At 41.5% G+C, this 18,061-nt stretch carries 19 protein-coding genes, 1 pseudogene and 2 riboswitches; of the genes and pseudogenes, 19 read left to right on the top strand and 1 reads right to left on the bottom strand.

All coding sequences use genetic code 11. The annotated features are described in order from the left end of the window. Positions 1-154 precede the first annotated feature (154 nt). The 7 genes from typA (at position 155) to pyrE (ending at position 7,568) form a co-directional block, all read left to right on the top strand. Positions 155-1,996: a translational GTPase TypA gene (gene typA / locus DB729_RS00835; RefSeq protein WP_000164115.1), complete on the top strand. Its 1,842-nt coding sequence runs from the start codon at positions 155-157 to the stop codon at positions 1,994-1,996. 19 nt (positions 1,997-2,015) lie between these two features. Continuing rightward, positions 2,016-2,270 carry a DUF3165 family protein gene (locus tag DB729_RS00830; protein WP_000262661.1) on the top strand — a complete coding sequence of 85 codons (255 nt, stop codon included), beginning with the start codon at positions 2,016-2,018 and terminating at the stop codon, positions 2,268-2,270. A gap of 117 nt (positions 2,271-2,387) precedes the next feature. Then, a complete protein-coding gene (gene murD, locus DB729_RS00825) occupies positions 2,388-3,740 on the top strand; it encodes a UDP-N-acetylmuramoyl-L-alanine--D-glutamate ligase (RefSeq protein ID WP_109289756.1) in 1,353 nt (450 codons plus the stop codon). Between the two features lies 1 nt (position 3,741). After that, positions 3,742-4,800, top strand: coding sequence for a UDP-N-acetylglucosamine--N-acetylmuramyl-(pentapeptide) pyrophosphoryl-undecaprenol N-acetylglucosamine transferase (locus DB729_RS00820; RefSeq protein ID WP_109289757.1), 1,059 nt, complete (start codon positions 3,742-3,744; stop codon positions 4,798-4,800). A gap of 9 nt (positions 4,801-4,809) precedes the next feature. Beyond that, on the top strand, positions 4,810-5,955 hold the full coding sequence (locus DB729_RS00815; RefSeq protein ID WP_109289758.1) for a cell division protein FtsQ/DivIB: 1,146 nt from the start codon (positions 4,810-4,812) through the stop codon (positions 5,953-5,955). Between the two features lie 245 nt (positions 5,956-6,200). After that, entirely contained in the window at positions 6,201-6,902 is a 702-nt protein-coding gene (pyrF, locus tag DB729_RS00810; protein ID WP_109289759.1) for an orotidine-5'-phosphate decarboxylase, read from the top strand. 33 nt (positions 6,903-6,935) lie between these two features. Next, the gene (gene pyrE / locus DB729_RS00805) at positions 6,936-7,568 is read left to right on the top strand and encodes an orotate phosphoribosyltransferase (protein ID WP_109289760.1); all 633 of its coding nucleotides are present in this window, start codon (positions 6,936-6,938) and stop codon (positions 7,566-7,568) included. Between the two features lie 50 nt (positions 7,569-7,618). Here the strand turns inward: pyrE and DB729_RS00800 are convergent, their stop codons facing one another. Continuing rightward, positions 7,619-8,242, bottom strand: coding sequence for a cysteine hydrolase family protein (locus DB729_RS00800; protein WP_000483067.1), 624 nt, complete (start codon positions 8,240-8,242; stop codon positions 7,619-7,621). A gap of 253 nt (positions 8,243-8,495) precedes the next feature. On the opposite strand from DB729_RS00800, the gene DB729_RS00795 reads away from it, so the two are divergent. The 12 genes and pseudogenes from DB729_RS00795 (at position 8,496) to thiE (ending at position 18,017) form a co-directional block, all read left to right on the top strand. Then, positions 8,496-9,056 carry a TetR/AcrR family transcriptional regulator gene (locus DB729_RS00795; protein ID WP_061600461.1) on the top strand — a complete coding sequence of 187 codons (561 nt, stop codon included), beginning with the start codon at positions 8,496-8,498 and terminating at the stop codon, positions 9,054-9,056. Positions 9,057-9,357: 301 nt separating this feature from the next. Beyond that, complete coding sequence (locus DB729_RS09515; RefSeq protein ID WP_158077646.1) at positions 9,358-9,642, top strand: hypothetical protein; 285 nt, start codon at positions 9,358-9,360, stop codon at positions 9,640-9,642. A gap of 5 nt (positions 9,643-9,647) precedes the next feature. Then, positions 9,648-9,968: pseudogene (locus DB729_RS09510) on the top strand (helix-turn-helix domain-containing protein); the annotation flags it as partial. A 160-nt stretch (positions 9,969-10,128) separates the two neighbouring features. Beyond that, on the top strand, positions 10,129-11,265 hold the full coding sequence (gene lctO / locus DB729_RS00780) for an L-lactate oxidase (protein ID WP_109289761.1): 1,137 nt from the start codon (positions 10,129-10,131) through the stop codon (positions 11,263-11,265). A 148-nt stretch (positions 11,266-11,413) separates the two neighbouring features. Continuing rightward, a riboswitch (TPP riboswitch) is annotated at positions 11,414-11,502 on the top strand. A 215-nt stretch (positions 11,503-11,717) separates the two neighbouring features. Beyond that, the gene (locus DB729_RS00775) at positions 11,718-12,386 is read left to right on the top strand and encodes a TenA family protein (protein WP_033583520.1); all 669 of its coding nucleotides are present in this window, start codon (positions 11,718-11,720) and stop codon (positions 12,384-12,386) included. A 123-nt stretch (positions 12,387-12,509) separates the two neighbouring features. Next, positions 12,510-12,598, top strand: a riboswitch (TPP riboswitch). Positions 12,599-12,759: 161 nt separating this feature from the next. Next, positions 12,760-13,320, top strand: a complete 561-nt coding sequence (locus DB729_RS00770) for an ECF transporter S component (protein ID WP_165442211.1) — start codon at positions 12,760-12,762, stop codon at positions 13,318-13,320. After that, positions 13,321-14,706, top strand: a complete 1,386-nt coding sequence (locus DB729_RS00765) for an ATP-binding cassette domain-containing protein (protein WP_109289763.1) — start codon at positions 13,321-13,323, stop codon at positions 14,704-14,706. Between the two features lies 1 nt (position 14,707). After that, positions 14,708-15,358, top strand: coding sequence for an energy-coupling factor transporter transmembrane component T (locus tag DB729_RS00760; RefSeq protein WP_109289764.1), 651 nt, complete (start codon positions 14,708-14,710; stop codon positions 15,356-15,358). A 10-nt stretch (positions 15,359-15,368) separates the two neighbouring features. Beyond that, complete coding sequence (tenA, locus tag DB729_RS00755; protein ID WP_109289765.1) at positions 15,369-16,061, top strand: thiaminase II; 693 nt, start codon at positions 15,369-15,371, stop codon at positions 16,059-16,061. 3 nt (positions 16,062-16,064) lie between these two features. After that, positions 16,065-16,589, top strand: coding sequence for an energy coupling factor transporter S component ThiW (gene thiW, locus DB729_RS00750; protein WP_109289766.1), 525 nt, complete (start codon positions 16,065-16,067; stop codon positions 16,587-16,589). Further along, on the top strand, positions 16,589-17,392 hold the full coding sequence (thiM, locus tag DB729_RS00745) for a hydroxyethylthiazole kinase (RefSeq protein WP_109289767.1): 804 nt from the start codon (positions 16,589-16,591) through the stop codon (positions 17,390-17,392). Before thiW ends, thiM begins: the two co-directional genes overlap by 1 nt. After that, a complete protein-coding gene (thiE, locus tag DB729_RS00740) occupies positions 17,385-18,017 on the top strand; it encodes a thiamine phosphate synthase (protein WP_045617465.1) in 633 nt (210 codons plus the stop codon). Before thiM ends, thiE begins: the two co-directional genes overlap by 8 nt. Positions 18,018-18,061: the final 44 nt, after the last annotated feature.

The raw sequence follows: 18,061 nt of genomic DNA, 5'->3' as shown, positions 1-18,061 counted from the left end.
GCTTATCTTATCATAAGTCTCTGACTTTGAAAAGAGTTGCCTTGACTAGAAAAGCAGAGTGAAAACATTTACACTTAGCTGAACTGTGATTTTTGAATGAGACTGTGGTATAATTGTTCAGTTAGAAATAAAAATTTAAATATTAGAGGAAATCATGACAAAATTAAGAGAAGATATCCGTAACATTGCGATTATCGCCCACGTTGACCACGGTAAAACAACCCTCGTTGATGAATTGTTGAAACAATCTGAAACTCTTGATGCACGTACTGAATTGGCAGAGCGCGCTATGGACTCAAACGATATCGAAAAAGAGCGTGGAATTACCATCCTTGCTAAAAATACAGCCGTTGCTTACAACGGAACTCGTATCAACATCATGGACACACCAGGACACGCGGACTTCGGTGGAGAAGTTGAGCGTATCATGAAAATGGTTGACGGTGTTGTCTTGGTCGTAGATGCCTACGAAGGAACCATGCCACAAACTCGTTTCGTATTGAAAAAAGCCTTGGAACAAGACCTTGTTCCAATCGTGGTTGTAAATAAAATCGACAAACCATCAGCTCGTCCAGCAGAAGTAGTAGACGAAGTATTGGAACTCTTCATTGAGCTTGGTGCAGACGATGACCAGCTTGATTTCCCAGTTGTTTATGCATCAGCGATCAACGGAACATCTTCCTTGTCAGATGATCCAGCTGATCAAGAAAAAACAATGGCGCCAATCTTTGACACCATTATCGACCATATCCCAGCTCCAGTAGACAACTCAGATGAGCCTTTGCAGTTCCAAGTGTCACTTTTGGACTACAATGACTTCGTAGGTCGTATCGGTATCGGTCGTGTCTTCCGTGGTAGTGTGAAAGTTGGGGACCAAGTTACCCTTTCTAAACTAGATGGTACAACGAAGAACTTCCGTGTCACAAAACTCTTCGGTTTCTTTGGTTTGGAACGTCGTGAAATTCAAGAAGCCAAAGCGGGTGACTTGATTGCTGTTTCCGGTATGGAAGATATCTTTGTTGGTGAAACTATTACTCCGACGGATGCCATTGAACCACTTCCAATCCTACACATCGATGAGCCAACTCTTCAAATGACTTTCTTGGTCAACAACTCACCATTTGCTGGTAAAGAAGGTAAATGGGTGACTTCTCGTAAGGTAGAAGAACGCTTGCAAGCAGAATTGCAAACAGACGTTTCCCTTCGTGTTGACCCAACGGACTCACCAGATAAATGGACTGTTTCAGGACGTGGAGAATTGCACTTGTCAATCCTGATCGAAACCATGCGTCGTGAGGGTTATGAACTTCAAGTATCTCGTCCAGAAGTTATCGTAAAAGAGATTGATGGTGTTAAATGTGAGCCATTTGAACGTGTTCAAATCGATACTCCAGAAGAATACCAAGGTTCTGTTATCCAAAGCCTTTCTGAACGTAAGGGTGAAATGTTGGATATGATTTCAACTGGTAATGGTCAAACTCGTTTGGTCTTCCTTGTTCCAGCGCGTGGTTTGATTGGGTACTCAACTGAGTTCTTGTCAATGACTCGTGGTTACGGTATCATGAACCATACCTTCGACCAATACTTGCCATTGATTCCAGGGGAAATTGGGGGACGTCACCGTGGTGCCCTTGTTTCCATCGATGCTGGTAAGGCTACAACATACTCAATCATGTCTATCGAAGAGCGTGGTACAATCTTTGTCAACCCAGGTACTGAGGTTTACGAAGGAATGATCATCGGTGAAAACTCTCGTGAAAACGACTTGACAGTTAACATCACTAAGGCCAAACAAATGACCAACGTTCGTTCAGCTACTAAGGACCAAACAGCGGTTATCAAAACTCCTCGTATCTTGACGCTTGAAGAGTCTCTTGAGTTCTTGAATGACGATGAGTATATGGAAGTAACACCTGAGTCAATCCGTTTGCGTAAGCAAATCCTCAACAAGGCAGAGCGCGAGAAAGCCAACAAAAAGAAAAAATCAGCTGAATAAGAGCTAGAAAGAGATAAAGATGGTCTATTTAATCATAGGGATACTCTTATTACTACTCTATGTATTTGCGACACCCCAAAGTATCAAAGGAACAGTCAACATCGTTATCTTGGTCTTTGTAGTTGTTGCGCTCTTGATTTTGCTGATGTTGTCCATCTTGCAAATCTTCCAATTACCGACAGAATTCTTTGTCACAATAGCCATGCTGGCCCTAGCCTACTTTAGCTTGAGAGACATTACGCTCATGCCTGTAAAAAAGAGCAGAAGAAGATAAATAGAAAGAGAGCTACGGCTCTCTTTTTCTATGCTAGAATGAGGACTAGAGCATTTTCGTTTAGTATTATTTCCATAAAAATGGTAAAATAGTAGAAGTAGAAATGGAGTTTGAGACATGAAAGTAATAGATCAATTTAAAAATAAGAAAGTACTTGTTTTAGGTTTGGCTAAGTCTGGTGAGTCTGCGGCCCGTTTGTTGGACAAGCTAGGTGCCATTGTGACAGTAAATGACGGCAAGCCTTTTGAGGAAAATCCTGCTGCTCAAAGCTTGCTAGAAGAGGGAATCAAGGTTGTCACTGGTGGGCATCCTTTGGAATTATTGGATGAAGATTTTGCTCTGATGGTGAAAAATCCAGGTATCCCGTATAGCAATCCCATGATTGAGAAGGCTTTGGCAAAGGGGATTCCAGTCTTGACTGAGGTGGAGTTGGCTTATTTGATTTCAGATGCACCAATTATCGGTATTACTGGTTCAAATGGGAAAACAACCACAACGACGATGATTGGGGAAGTTTTAACTGCTGCTGGTCAACATGGTCTCTTATCAGGGAATATTGGCTATCCTGCTAGTCAAGTGGCTCAAACTGCGACAGCCAAGGACACGCTCGTCATGGAACTTTCTTCTTTCCAACTGATGGGTGTCCAAGAATTCCATCCTGAGATTGCGGTTATTACCAACCTCATGCCAACTCATATTGACTATCATGGTTCTTTTGAAGAGTATGTGGCAGCTAAGTGGAATATCCAGAACAAGATGACAGCGGATGATTTCCTTGTCTTGAACTTTAACCAAGACTTGGCAAAAGAATTGGCTAGCAAAACACAAGCTACCGTTGTTCCATTTTCAACACAGGAAAAGGTTGATGGAGCTTATCTAGAAGATGGTCAACTCTACTTCCGTGGAGAAGTGGTCATGATAGCTAGTGAAATTGGTGTTCTAGGTAGCCACAATGTAGAAAATGCCCTTGCGACCATTGCAGTAGCCAAGCTACGTGGTGTAGATAACCAAATCATCAAGGAAACCCTTTCAGCCTTTGGTGGTGTCAAACACCGTCTCCAGTTTGTGGATGAAATCAAGGGGGTCAAATTCTATAACGATAGCAAGTCAACCAATATCTTGGCGACTCAAAAAGCCTTGTCAGGATTTGACAATAGTAAGGTCATTTTGATTGCAGGTGGTTTGGACCGGGGCAATGAGTTTGATGAATTGGTGCCAGATATTACTGGACTCAAGAAGATGGTCATCCTTGGTCAATCTGCTGAGCGTGTCAAACGGGCAGCGGATAAGGCTGGTGTGGCTTATGTGGATGCCACTGATATTGCAGATGCGACCCGCAAGGCCTATGAGCTTGCGACTCAAGGAGATGTGGTTCTCCTCAGTCCTGCCAATGCTAGCTGGGATATGTATGCTAACTTTGAAGTACGTGGCGACCTCTTTATCGACACAGTAGCGGAGTTAAAGGAATAATATGAAAAAAATTGTCTTTACAGGTGGGGGGACGGTTGGACATGTCACCCTCAATCTTTTGTTAATGCCTAAGTTCATCGAAGATGGCTGGGAAGTTCACTACATTGGTGATAAACACGGAATCGAACACCAAGAAATCCTCAAGTCAGGCTTGAATGTTACTTTCCATTCTATTGCGACTGGGAAGTTGCGTCGCTATTTTTCTTGGCAAAATATGCTGGATGTCTTCAAAGTTGGTTGGGGAATTGTCCAATCCCTCTTTATCATGTTACGACTGCGTCCACAGGCTCTTTTTTCTAAGGGAGGATTTGTGTCTGTGCCACCGGTTATCGCAGCGCGTGTGTCAGGGGTACCTGTCTTTATTCACGAATCGGACCTGTCTATGGGCTTGGCCAATAAAATTGCCTATAAATTCGCAACCAAGATGTATTCAACATTTGAGCAGGCTGCTGGTCTCGCAAAAGTCGAGCATGTGGGAGCAGTAACAAAGGTTTCGGAGCAAAAAACTTCAGAACCAGATGAATTGGTGGATATCCAAACCCACTTTAATCCTAAATTGCCAACGGTATTGTTTGTTGGTGGTTCTGCAGGAGCTCATGTATTTAACCAATTGGTGACAGATCATAAGCAAGAACTGACAGAGCGCTACAATATTATCAATCTCACTGGAGATTCAAATCTCAATGAGTTGAGTCAAAATCTCTTTCGTGTTGATTATGTGACAGATCTCTATCAACCCTTGATGGAGATGGCAGATGTGGTGGTGACCCGTGGTGGTGCCAATACGATTTTTGAGCTCTTGGCCATGGCGAAACTCCATCTCATCGTACCATTGGGTCGTGAAGCAAGTCGAGGAGACCAGATTGAAAATGCTGCCTACTTTGTTAAGAAAGGCTATGCAGAAGAACTTCAAGAAAGTGACTTGACCTTGAAAAGCTTGGAGGCGAAACTCAGTCACTTGCTTAGTCACAAGGATCAGTACCAAGCTAACATGAAGGCATCAACCGAATTGAAATCTCTTGCGGATTTTTACGATCTATTAAGAAAAGACCTATCATAAGGAATATCAATGTCAAAGGATAAGAACAAAGAATCAAACCAGAAGCAAGAATTGTCTGAATGGCAGAAACGAAACCAGGAATACCTGAAGAAGAAGGCTGAGGAAGAAGCTGCCCTAGCTGAGGAGAAGGAAAAGGAAAAACAAGCTCGAATGGGGAAAAACTCTAAGGCATTAGAGGAAAGTAAGAAGTCATCAAGTGATTCCGACCAGAACGAAACTGTTCCAGACGAAGAATCATCCGAAAAAGAAGAAAAATTTCAAAAGGATGATTCTAAAGTCAAAGAAGAAAAAGAGAAGAAAAAAGAAAAACCAGAGAAACCAGCCAAACCTAAAATTGCGCCTGTTCATATTTGGCGAGCTGTGAGTATCTTGGTACCCAGTGTCCTGGTCCTCCTTCTTTCAGTCTATCTGTTGACTCCACTTTCGACCATCAAAAATATCGAGGTTAAGGGAAATAGGAACACCCAGGCGGATGACATCAAACAGGCTTCTGGAATTCAAGATAGCGACTATACCTTAGCTCTATTGTTGGATAAGGAAACATACGCTGAGCGAATCAAGTCCAATCATTGGATAGAATCGGCGAAGATTAACTATCAATTTCCGACTAACTTTACGATTGAGGTTAAGGAGTTTGATATTGTCGGTTATTATGTGTCTGGTGAAGAGTATTATCCAATTCTTTCTAGTGGTGCGGTTGAGTCAACTCCTGTAAATCGCTTAAACTTGCCTGAGACTTATCTGACAGTTACCTTTAATGATGAGCAGCAGGTGAAAGAGCTGATCACAGGATTATCTACTATCAGTGAGGATATCAAGAGTCAAATCCAGAAAATCGAATTAGCTCCGAGCAAGGCAACAGCAGATCTTTTAAAAATTACTATGCTGGACACAGATGAGATTTTGGTTCCCTTGTCAGAATTGAGCAAGAAATTGCCTTATTACAGCAAAATCAAGCCACAATTGACAGAACCGAGTGTAGTCGATATGGAGGCTGGAGCATACAGCTATACCATAGCGGATAAATTGATAGAAGAGGCTGAGGAAAAAGCCAAACAAGAGGCCAAGGAAGCTGAGAAGAAAAAACAGGAAGAAGAAAAGAAAAAACAAGAAGAACAGGGAAGTCAAACGAGCCAGCAATCACAGAGTCGTTAGACTAACTTTTCCTCTTGATTTTGAATGGTATAGAAGTCCAGTTTCGAGTTTTTGCTTGACAAGTCCTACTATAAATAATAGAATAGAAAAAAACCTTTAAAGCAGTCCAGAGAGGCAGCTAAGGTTAGACGGTGAAAGGGTGGAGACTACCCATTTTTCGTGGAACCTTGCTGTTGGCAGGTTCCTTTTTTCGTGGTTTGTTTTTGACCATACTCTCTTGCTCGCAAAGGTAAAAGGAGAAAAGTATGCGTGAACATCGTCCAGTTATTGCTCTTGATTTTCCTAGTTTTGAGGCGGTCAAGGAATTTTTATCTCTTTTCCAGGCAGAAGAAAGTCTTTATCTAAAAGTAGGGATGGAGCTTTATTATGCGGAAGGTCCGGAAGTTGTCCGTTATTTGAAGTCACTGGGGCATAGTGTCTTTTTGGACCTCAAGCTACATGACATTCCAAATACAGTCAAATCTGCCATGAAGGTCTTATCTCAGCTTGGTGTAGACATGGCCAATGTTCATGCTGCTGGTGGTGTGGAGATGATGAAGGCTGCGCGTGAAGGTCTTGGGACACAAGCCAAATTGATCGCTGTGACCCAGCTTACATCAACGTCGGAAAGCCAGATGCAGGATTTTCAAAATATCCAAACCAGTCTGCAAGAGTCTGTGATTCACTATGCTAAGAAGACAGCTGAAGCGGGCTTGGACGGTGTCGTTTGCTCGGCTCAGGAAGTGCAACTCATCAAGCAGGCCACCAATCCAGATTTTATCTGTCTGACACCTGGTATTCGTCCAGCTGGAGCTGCGGTTGGAGACCAAAAACGCGTCATGACGCCAGCGGATGCTTATCAAATCGGTAGTGACTATATCGTAGTAGGACGTCCCATTACCCAAGCTGAGGATCCTGTTGCAGCTTATCATGCTATCAAGGATGAATGGAACCAAGACAGAAATTAAAGAAATAGATTATAAAAACAAAAGGAGAATACTATGACACTTGCTAAAGATATCGCTAGCCACCTCTTGAAAATCCAAGCTGTTTACCTCAAACCAGAGGAGCCTTTCACTTGGGCATCTGGTATCAAATCGCCGATTTATACTGACAACCGTGTGACGCTTGCCTATCCTGAAACTCGTAGCTTGATTGAAAATGGTTTTGTGGAAGCTATTAAAGCAGAATTTCCAGAAGTAGAAGTGATTGCAGGAACTGCGACAGCAGGAATTCCACACGGAGCTATTATCGCTGACAAGATGAACTTGCCTTTTGCCTACATCCGTAGCAAACCAAAAGACCACGGAGCTGGTAACCAAATCGAAGGTCGTGTAGCTCAGGGGCAAAAGATGGTTGTTGTTGAAGACCTCATTTCAACGGGTGGGTCTGTTCTTGAAGCCGTAGCAGCAGCCAAACGTGAAGGGGCAGATGTTCTTGGTGTCGTAGCAATCTTCAGTTATCAATTGCCAAAAGCAGATAAGAACTTTGCGGATGCTGATGTGAAATTGGTGACACTTTCTAACTACAGTGAACTGATCCACCTAGCCCAAGAAGAAGGCTATATCACACCAGAAGGACTCGACCTTCTAAAACGCTTTAAAGAAGACCAAGAAAATTGGCAAAATTCTTAAAACATAGAAAATCAGGTAGTCGCTAGGATTACCTGATTTTGTTTTTAATACTAAAGTTGAGCGATAACTTCCTCAGTTGTCAAAACTTGGTTGGCAATGTAGCCGTAGTTTGTTAGTGCAGCTTGGTAGGCTTCTTCACCTGGAGCACCGACAGCATCGTTAACAACAATGACATTGTAGCCTAATTCTATGAGTTCACGCATGTGTGAATCCACGCAGAGATTAGCATTCATACCAGCCAAGATGACGGTGTCGATACCATTTTTGCGGAGTTGAAGGTTAAGGTCGTTGCTTTCTGGGCCAAAGATTTTATGTCCGTTGACAACAATAGTATCTTCATCCAAAAATGGTTTAATCTCTTCAATCATATCTGCTCCAGAGCCTTCTGGAATTGCTGAATACTGGCTATCACGCCAAAACATTTCGTTTTCAATCATCATCGTTTCACCAGCAGCTTTAAATTGCCACTTGTGATCGTGTGGATAGAAGTAGTGCGGTGAGATAAAACGCTTGTAGCCACGCTCTTTAGCAAGAGCGAAAAGCTTTGTCAGATTTTCAATAGTATTAACTTTTTCAAGAACATCTTTAGTTGCTCCGAATCCTTTACCAGTAGATTTTAAGAATTCAACTTGCGGGTCTGTGATAACAAATGCGACATTTTTCTGATTGAACATGAGGTTCCTCCTAATATGATTTGATTAACAGCCAATAGGAATTTAGACTGTTAGTTTGATGATTTTCCAAATGGTAGTTTTAGTTACATACTGACCGTTCGGTACAATTATAATAACATCTAGAATTGAATTTGTAAATCAATTTGCTCAGAACAAAAATTTTAATGATAAAACAGTGGCAAAAGGAGGTGGTTTCAATTGTTTGGTCTCAGGCTCTGAATCTGCTATAATAGGAAAAAAGAGAGGTGAGCAGATGAGCGTTAAAGAGCGTATTTTACAAAGTGCTGAGGAATTGATTTATCAGAAGGGTTATGATGCCACCTCCATCAGTGACATCATGGAGGTGGCTGATGTTGGCAAGGGGCAGCTTTATTATTATTTCAAATCTAAGAAGGAAATTGGTTTGACGGTCATTCAAGATATTTTAGCAAAGTGGCGAAAAGAGCTTTTTGAAGATATTTTTGAAGCAGACAAGTCTTACAGTGACAAGTTTTCGGATATGATTGACTGGGTTTGTCAATTTCATGAAAGTCAGACAGTCTTTTATGGTTGCCCAATTGGTAATCTGATTGTGGAATTGTCCACAGAAGATGAGAACTTCCGCTGTCCTCTCAATGATTTTATGACCCAGTGGACAGAGAAGTTAGCCAGCCTCTTGCAAGACCTGCATGCTGACTGGTCAGAAGAACGGTCGCAGTTGCAGGCCCGTCAAGTCATCTCCAGTATTCAAGGCAGCATTGTCATTCTCAAAGTCAGCCAAGACATCCAAGTTTTGGAAAATAATATGACGGATTTGAAAAAGAATTATTGTTAATTTATGGATTGTGGTTAAGAGGTAAGAATGACAACAGATATTAAAACTGAAATTGGTCATAGAGTAAGACAGAAACGTGAACGTCACAAATTGACGAGAGAAGAGGTCTGTGGACAGAAGCTGACTTAATAATCAAACAGCTGATGCGTACTGAGCTTGGGCAATCCTTGCCAACAATTACTAAGTTACAATATTTATCTAAGCGATTAGAAGTTCCGATAGATACTTTTCTTGAAAATAAAGAACTAGCTCTTCCTGAGAAATACTTTAAGATAAAGTACCGTATCATGAAGTCTCCAGTATAGTATATGGAGATTCCAAGCGTATTACGGAAAAACTAACTTTAATTGAGGAAGTTTATAATTGTTACGGTGACATCCTTCCTGAAGAAGAGTTGCTGAGTCTAGACTTGATTGAAAGAATATTAGGCTTGATAAGAACAGGGACAGGTAGTTTCGCTGAAGATATTTTTGATGATTATTTTAAGCAAGTAACACTAAAGCAAGTTTACACATTCAATGATTTACTATTAATTGATTATTTTGCTATGCAATGTCAAGACTTGATTTATAGAAGAGAGCATTAGATGATTTTCGGATTAAGTTGTTGAAACAGCAATTAGTTAGTGATGAAATGTATAATGTAGAGCTACTATCAGTTCTTTGTGCCATAGCGGTTGTTTATGTTGTTCATAATGACTATAAACATATGATATCTCTAGTAAAAAAGATGAATGAAATTTTATCAGTAACAACGTTGCAAGTCTATAAACCTGGAATTTCAGTATTTGAAGCTAAGTGCTATCTTTATTTTGAAAATGATAAAAATAAAGCAAAGGAACTTTATCACTCAGCAACTATACTAGCTGAACAATTTGATGATAAAGTATTAGAAAATGAAAAGATTATTTGAATTTCCATAACTTAAGAAAGTTCATCATTTTTAATTATCGCTGTAAAATGATTGAAAGTATGAAATTTCCAAACAAAATATTTGAAAAATTTTGAAAAAAGAGTTAGAATATTTTTTGTAATATACAAAGTAAACGCTTACTTATCAAGGAGGACATTTTATGTCATACAAAACAAGCAATGCAGAAGGTCATGTAGATTTCATCAATACCTATGATTTGGAGCCAATGGCGCAACAAGTTATTCCTAAAGCAGCATTTGGTTATATCGCTAGTGGGGCGGAAGATACTTTTACTTTACGTGAGAATATTCGCGCCTTTAACCACAAACTCATCGTTCCTCATACTCTTTGTGATGTTGAAAATCCAAGTACAGAGATTGAATTTGCAGGTGAAAAATTGTCTTCACCAATCATTATGGCGCCTGTTGCGGCTCATAAATTGGCAAATGAACAGGGTGAAGTGGCGACTGCGCGTGGTGTACATGAGTTCGGTTCCCTCTATACAACTAGCTCTTACTCAACTGTAGACCTTCCAGAAATTACGGAAGCCCTTCAAGGGACACCTCACTGGTTCCAATTCTACTTTAGTAAGGATGACGGTATCAACCGCCACATCATGGATCGTGTCAAGGCTGAAGGCTACAAAGCGATTGTCTTGACGGCGGATGCAACTGTAGGAGGGAATCGTGAGGTTGATAAACGCAATGGTTTTGTCTTCCCAGTTGGCATGCCGATTGTTGAAGAATACCTGCCAGAAGGTGCTGGTAAATCAATGGACTTTGTTTACAAATCAGCTAAACAACGCTTGTCTCCACGCGATGTAGAATTTATCGCTGCATACTCAGGTCTTCCTGTCTATGTCAAGGGGCCACAATGCCATGAGGACGTTGAACGTTCGCTTGCTGCAGGTGCCTCTGGTATCTGGGTAACCAACCATGGTGGTCGCCAAATCGACGGTGGACCAGCTGCCTTTGACTCGCTTCAAGAAGTCGCTGAAGCAGTTGATAAACGTGTGCCAATTGTTTTTGACTCTGGTGTTCGTCGCGGTCAGCATGTCTTTAAAGCCTTGGCTTCAGGAGCGGACCTAGTGGCTATTGGTCGCCCTGTAATCTATGGCTTGGCTCTTGGTGGTAGTGTGGGTGTGTGTCAAGTCTTTGAACACTTGAATGCAGAATTGAAGACAGTCATGCAGTTGTCCGGGACTCAGACTATTGAGGATGTCAAACACTTCAAACTCCGTCACAACCCATACAATCCAACCTTCCCAGTTGACCCACGTGACTTGAAATTGTATTGATAAGTAAGACGGCCTCCACCTGATGTGGGGGTTTTTCTTCGTGTATAGAAAGATTAAATCGTTATCAGAAACTATATAAATATATTTTCCAGTCAAATATCTTGCTAGGGCTTTCAAATTCTGTTATACTGGTCCAGTAATTAAATAATAAAGACATTTGGGGTGCTTTAGGCTGAGATGATACCCATTGAACCTGATACAGTTAAGACTGGCGAAGGGAAATGTGAAAAGGTTTTTTTCGTATGTCGAAAAGAACTGTCTAATCTTGTAAGGTAAACTCTAATTTTTAATTGTAATTGGAGTTTTTTTGTTTATCAAAAGAGGATAAGCTTGACGGCAAGCCGTTCGGTAGCTCTCCTTGAATGCCCCACTTTTCTTTAAAAAGGTCAAGTAAAACTAGGATTTTCTTGGTATTTTGTTGATTACGAACGAGTAAAGAGAGGAAAAGTAATATGGAAACACAAGACTATGCATTTCAGCCAGGTTTGACCGTTGGAGAATTATTAAAAAGCAGTCAGAAGGATTGGCAGGCTGCAATCAATCATCGTTTTGTTAAGGAACTTTTTGCGGGGACAATTGAGAATAAGGTCTTAAAAGACTACCTGATTCAAGATTATCATTTTTTTGATGCCTTCTTATCCATGCTGGGTGCTTGTGTAGCTCACGCAGACCAGCTTGAATCCAAACTTCGTTTTGCCAAGCAACTAGGCTTTCTTGAAGCAGATGAAGATGGTTACTTCCAAAAGGCTTTCAAAGAGTTAAAGGTAGCAGAGAATGACTATCTAGAAGTGAGCTTGCACCCTGTAACAAAAGCGTTTCAGGAGCTAATGTATTCTGCTGTAGCTTCATCAGACTATGCTCATCTTTTGGTCATGCTGGTCATTGCAGAAGGTCTCTATTTAGACTGGGGTTCTAAAGATTTGGCTCTACCTGAAGCCTATATTCATTTGGAATGGATCAATCTCCACAGAGGTCCTTTCTTTACAGAGTGGGTTCAATTTCTGGTTGACGAACTCAATCGTGTCGGGAAAGGTAGAGAAGATTTGACAGAACTTCAGCAACGCTGGAATCAAGCAGTTGCTTTAGAATTAGCCTTTTTTGATATTGGTTATGAATTATAGGACAGATGCAATACTTTTATGTAGATTAAAAGAATGAACAAACAAACTATATAAATATATTTTCCAATCAAATATCTTGCTAGGGCTTTCAATTTCTGTTATACTGGTCCAGTAATAAAATAATAAAGACATTTGGGGTGCTTTAGGCTGAGATGATACCCATTGAACCTGATACAGTTAAGACTGGCGAAGGGAAATGTGAAAAGGTTTTTTTCCTATGTCGAAAAGAACTGTCTAATCTTGTAAGGTAAACTCTAATTCTCGTTTGTAATTGGAGTTTTTTTGTTTATCAAAAGAGGATAGGCTTGACGGCAAGCCTTTTGGTAGCTCACCTCCTTGAATGCCCCACTTTTCTTTAAAAAAGGAGTTTTTTATGTTGAAAAAATGGCAATTAAAAGATGTTATCTTGCTTGCTTTCTTGTCTATCTTTTTTGGTGGCGTTTTTGTGGGTTCAGGCTATCTATTTGATATCCTCACCCTGATTTTAGCCCCTCTTGGTTTACAGGCCTTTGCCAATGAAATCCTCTTTGGTCTCTGGTGTATGGCTGCGCCTATTACGGCCATCTTTGTTCCAAGAGTCGGAAGTGCGACGATTGGAGAAGTGCTCGCTGCGCTTGCTGAAGTTCTTTATGGTAGCCAATTCGGCCTAGGCGCCCTATTGTCTGGCTTGGTTCAAGGTTTGGGAAGTGAATTTGGTTTTATCGTAACCAAGAATCGCTATGAAAGTTGGCTCTCTCTAATTGCTAATAGTATTGGGATTACGCTTTTTAGCTTTGTCTATGAATACATTAAATTAGGTTACTATGCCTTCTCCCTTCCTTTTGTCCTTTCCTTGCTTGTGGTGCGTTTTATTTCCGTCTTTTTCTTCTGTACCATCTTGGTTCGTGCCATTGTCAAACTCTATCATCAGTTTGCAGCTGGAGGAAAGGCATAGATGGGCCTGGAATTAAGAGGGATTCAATCCCCAATCTTTTCGGAACCGATTGATTTTACTTTTCATGAGCAAGCTTTTACCTTGTTAGTTGGGAGCAGTGGTTCAGGAAAATCCAGCCTCTTTCAAGTCATTGCTCAAGTCAGTTCTCTTCCCTATAGTGGTCAAGTCCTGATAGATGGGAGCGAAGTCAGTCAGCTTTCAATCGTTGAACGTGTTCAGACGGTCGGCATTCTCTTTCAAAATCCCAATCACCAATTTACCATGGAGAACTTGTTTGAGGAGCTGATTTTTACCTTGGAGAATATCGGGCATCCCCTCCAAGAGATTGATACTAAAATAGCTGAGGTAGTCCGGCAATGTCGCTGCGAGGCAATCTTGAACCGTCCCATCCATCACCTATCAGGTGGGGAAAAGCAGAAAGCTGCTTTGGCTGTTCTCTTTGCTATGAATCCTAGGGTCTATCTTTTGGATGAGCCCTTCGCTTCCATTGATCGAAAAAGTAGGCTGGAGATCCTAGAGATTCTAAAAGAGTTGGCCTCTAATGGGAAGACAGTCATCCTGTGTGACCATGATCTATCGGACTATGAAGCCTATATCGACCATATGGTGGAGCTAAGAGACGGTCAACTAAGGGAAGTGTTTCAAATTCCTTCCTCTGAGATGACACAGGTTTCTTCAAAGGAAGTTGCTTCTAGTCCAGAACTATTCCATATGGATCGTGTGACTTGTGAGCTGGATCATCGCCCCCTCTTTTCGATTGCTGATTTTACTATCTACCAAGGAATTTCCTGTATCTTGGGTGACAATGGTGTCGGGAAATCAACCCTCTTTCGCTCTATTCTTCAATTTCAAAAGTATAAAGGGCTCATTACATGGAAGGGGAAAGTCCTGAAAAAGAAAAAGAGTCTGTATCGTGACCTGACGGGTGTTGTTCAGGAAGCTGAGAAGCAGTTTATCCGAGTCAGTCTGCGAGAAGAGCTTCAATTAGATGGACCTGATTCTGAAAGAAATCAGCGAATTTTCCAAGCTTTACAATATTTTGATCTGGAGCAGGCTCTTGATAAGAGTCCCTATCAATTAAGTGGTGGCCAGCAAAAGATTCTTCAGCTCTTGACCATCTTGACTAGTAAGGCCTCTGTGATCTTGCTAGATGAACCTTTTGCAGGTTTGGATGATAGAGCTTGCCATTATTTTTGTCAGTGGATTGTGGAGGAGAGAAATCAAGGAAGAAGTTTTCTGATCATTAGCCATCGTTTAGATCCCTTGATCTCTGTGGTTGATTATTGGATTGAGATGACTAGTCAGGGTCTCAGTCATGTGAAAGAAGTGACAATTACCAAACCACTCATATCTCAGAGTAGCAATATTCAAGGGGAGGTAAGATAGTATGATCAAAGTAGCAACCCAGACACCGATTATCAGTCTCTTCTTGCTGATTTTATCCTTGGAAACATCTTTCATTCCTTCGATTGCTCTGAATCTTTCGGTAGTCGCATTTTGTATTCTCTTTATGCTCTATTACCGTCGATTTAAGATGTTGGCTTGGATGATTCTACTCGCCATTTTGCCATCTTTGGCCAACTACTGGGCAGTTCAGTTACACGGAGATGCTTCGCAGGCAGTGATGCTTGGAACGAGGGCCTTTGTGACCGTTTGTATTGGTCTTGTCTTTGTTTCCTCTATTTCCCTAAAAGAGCTTCTTTTGTACTTAGCTCAAAAGGGGTTATCACGGTCTTGGGCTTATGCTTTGATTGTGGTATTTAATTCCTTTCCCCTTATTCAGAAAGAAATCAAGTCCCTCAAAGAAGCTTGCCTATTACGTGGTCAAGAACTGCATGTTTGGTCTCCCTTGATTTACAGCAAGGTTCTGATGACGGTCTTTAGATGGCGCCATCTTTACCTGAGAGCTCTGTCTGCACATGGATATGACGAACATGCTCATTTGGAGAATCGCTATCGGACTTTTTATATTTCACAGAGGACAAAATTGATCTACCTACTTTTCTTTTTATTGCTTCAAACCAGTTTATTTCTATAAAGGAGTTATTATGGAATTTACAGATATTGCGATGGAATTATCCAGAGAAGCTTGGCAGGCTTCCTTTCAGCATCCCTTTGTTTTACAGTTACAAGAGGGAACGTTAGAACCTTCTATTTTCCGCTATTACCTGATTCAGGATGCCTACTATCTGAAGTCTTTTTCAGAAGCCTATCACCTCTTGGCTGATAAGACTTCAAACCAAGAGATGAAAAGGCTCTTGAAACAAAATGCCCAGAGTCTAGTGGAGGGTGAATTATTTATCCGTCAACAATTTTTCAAGGAATTAGGAATCAGTGACCAGGAAATGGAGGAGCAACCGATTGCTCCAACCTGTTATCATTACATTTCTCATATTTATCGACAGTTTGCAGAGCCAAACTTGGGCATTGCTTTTGCTAGTTTGCTCCCATGTCCTTGGTTATACCATGATTTGGGCAAGGCACTTAATCGCAAACCATCCCCGAATCCTCTTTATCAGCAGTGGATTGAGACCTATATCACCGATGAATTAGAACAACAGATTAAAGAGGAAGAAGCGCTGGTCAATCAACTCTATCGCGAAAGTGATGAGACAGACAAGAAAAAAATGTTAGATGCCTTCCACATCAGTGTTCACATGGAAGCCAAGTTTTGGGAGATGGCTTACCAACATCAAACCTGGACGAGTGATTTGCAGTCCTTAGAAAAAGAGAAGAAATAGAAAATGAGAAAGCACCAACTTCAAGTTCACAAATTAACCATTTTATCCATGATGATTGCCCTTGACGTAGTTCTTACACCCATCTTCCGAATCGAGGGAATGGCACCAATGTCTAGTGTAGTCAACATTCTTGCAGGAATTTTGATGGGGCCTGTTTATGCCTTGGTCATGGCAACAGTCACAGCCTTTATCCGTATGTCTACTCAAGGCATTCCGCCCTTGGCCCTCACTGGAGCTACCTTTGGAGCCCTCCTTGCAGGTCTCTTTTATAAGTACGGTCGAAAATTTCACTTCTCTGCCCTAGGAGAAATCCTGGGAACAGGGATTATCGGTTCTATTGTTTCCTATCCTGTCATGGTTCTCTTTACGGGATCTGCGGCCAAGCTCAGCTGGTTTATCTACACTCCTCGATTTTTCGGAGCGACCTTGATCGGTACAGCCATAGCTTTTCTTGCCTTTCGATTTTTAATCAAGCAGGAATTCTTTAAAAAAGTACAAGGATATTTCTTTGGAGAAAGGATAGACTGATGCAGAAATTGACAAATCCTTTCCCTCTGGCAACCAGTTCCTTGATTCACTGCATTACCAATGAGATTTCTTGTGAGATGCTGGCTAATGGCATTTTGGCTCTGGGATGCAAACCAGTCATGGCAGATGACCCTTGTGAGGTTCTTGATTTTACTAAGCAAAGCCAGGCTCTTTTCATAAATTTGGGGCATTTGTCAGCCGAGAAGGAGAAAGCAATTCGTATGGCAGCTTCTTATGCAAACCAAGCTTGTCTCCCAATGGTGGTAGATGCGGTTGGCGTAGCGGCATCTCCCATTCGTAAGGGACTAGTTAGAGATCTTTTAGGATACAAGCCCACGGTCCTTAAAGGAAATATGTCGGAAATCCGGAGTCTTGTTGGTTTAAAGCACCACGGAGTTGGGGTTGATGCTAGTGCTAAAGATCAAGAAACTGAGGATCTGCTTCAAGCCTTGAAGGACTGGTGTCAGCTTTATCCTGGTATGTCATTCTTAGTCACGGGTCCCAAGGACCTCATCGTTTCAGAAAATCAAGTTGCTGTATTGAGGAATGGCTGTGCAGAATTGGACTGGATAACAGGGACAGGAGACTTGGTTGGTGCCTTGACAGCCGTTTTTCTCAGCCAAGGAAGGACTGCCTTTGAAGCTTCTTGCCTAGCGGTCTCTTATCTCAATATCTCTGCTGAGAAAATATTTGTTCAAGGAATGGGATTGGAAGATTTTCGTTACCAAGTTCTCAATCAACTCTCTCTCCTAAGAAGAGACGAAAATTGGCTAGAAGCCATCAAAGGAGACTTTTATGAATAGAAAAGTACTTAAACTGTATCTAGTAACCAATCGCTACCAAGATTCCTTGGAAAGCTTTCTTGAAAAAGTTGAGACAGCCTGCCGTTCAGGTGTTACCATCATCCAACTACGAGAAAAAAATCTCACCACCAATCAATACTATCAACTGGCAAAACAAGTCAAGGAAATTACAGATGCCTATCAGGTCCCCTTGATTATCGATGATCGTTTGGATGTTTGTCTAGCAGTCGATGCTGCAGGTTTGCATATTGGCGACGATGAACTACCAGTTTCGGTTGCCCGCAAAGTCTTGGGTCCTGAAAAGATCCTCGGTGTCACTGCTAAAACAGTTAAAAGAGCTCTCGAAGCAGAAACATCGGGTGCGGATTACTTGGGAACAGGAGCCATTTTCCCGACTACGACCAAAGAAAATGCTCCTATCACTCTGATTTCAACCTTGAAAACAATTTGCCAAACGGTCGCCATTCCAGTAGTTGCTATCGGAGGCTTGACGTCAGAGAATATTGACCAACTTATCGGCACGGGTATAGCTGGAGTAGCTGTCGTACGTGATTTGATGCAGGCAGAAGATATTGAGGCAAAAACACAAGCCTTTTTAACAAAGCTAGATGACATTGTTTCCTAATCAAAAACTCTCTAATTCCCTTAAAGTAGGAGCTAGAGAGTTTT

The organism is Streptococcus halitosis (genome assembly GCF_003143695.2).
In the GTDB taxonomy this organism is placed as follows: domain Bacteria; phylum Bacillota; class Bacilli; order Lactobacillales; family Streptococcaceae; genus Streptococcus; species Streptococcus halitosis.
Note: the sequence above shows the minus strand (reverse complement) of the source record. Positions and strands in the feature narration are given on the sequence as shown.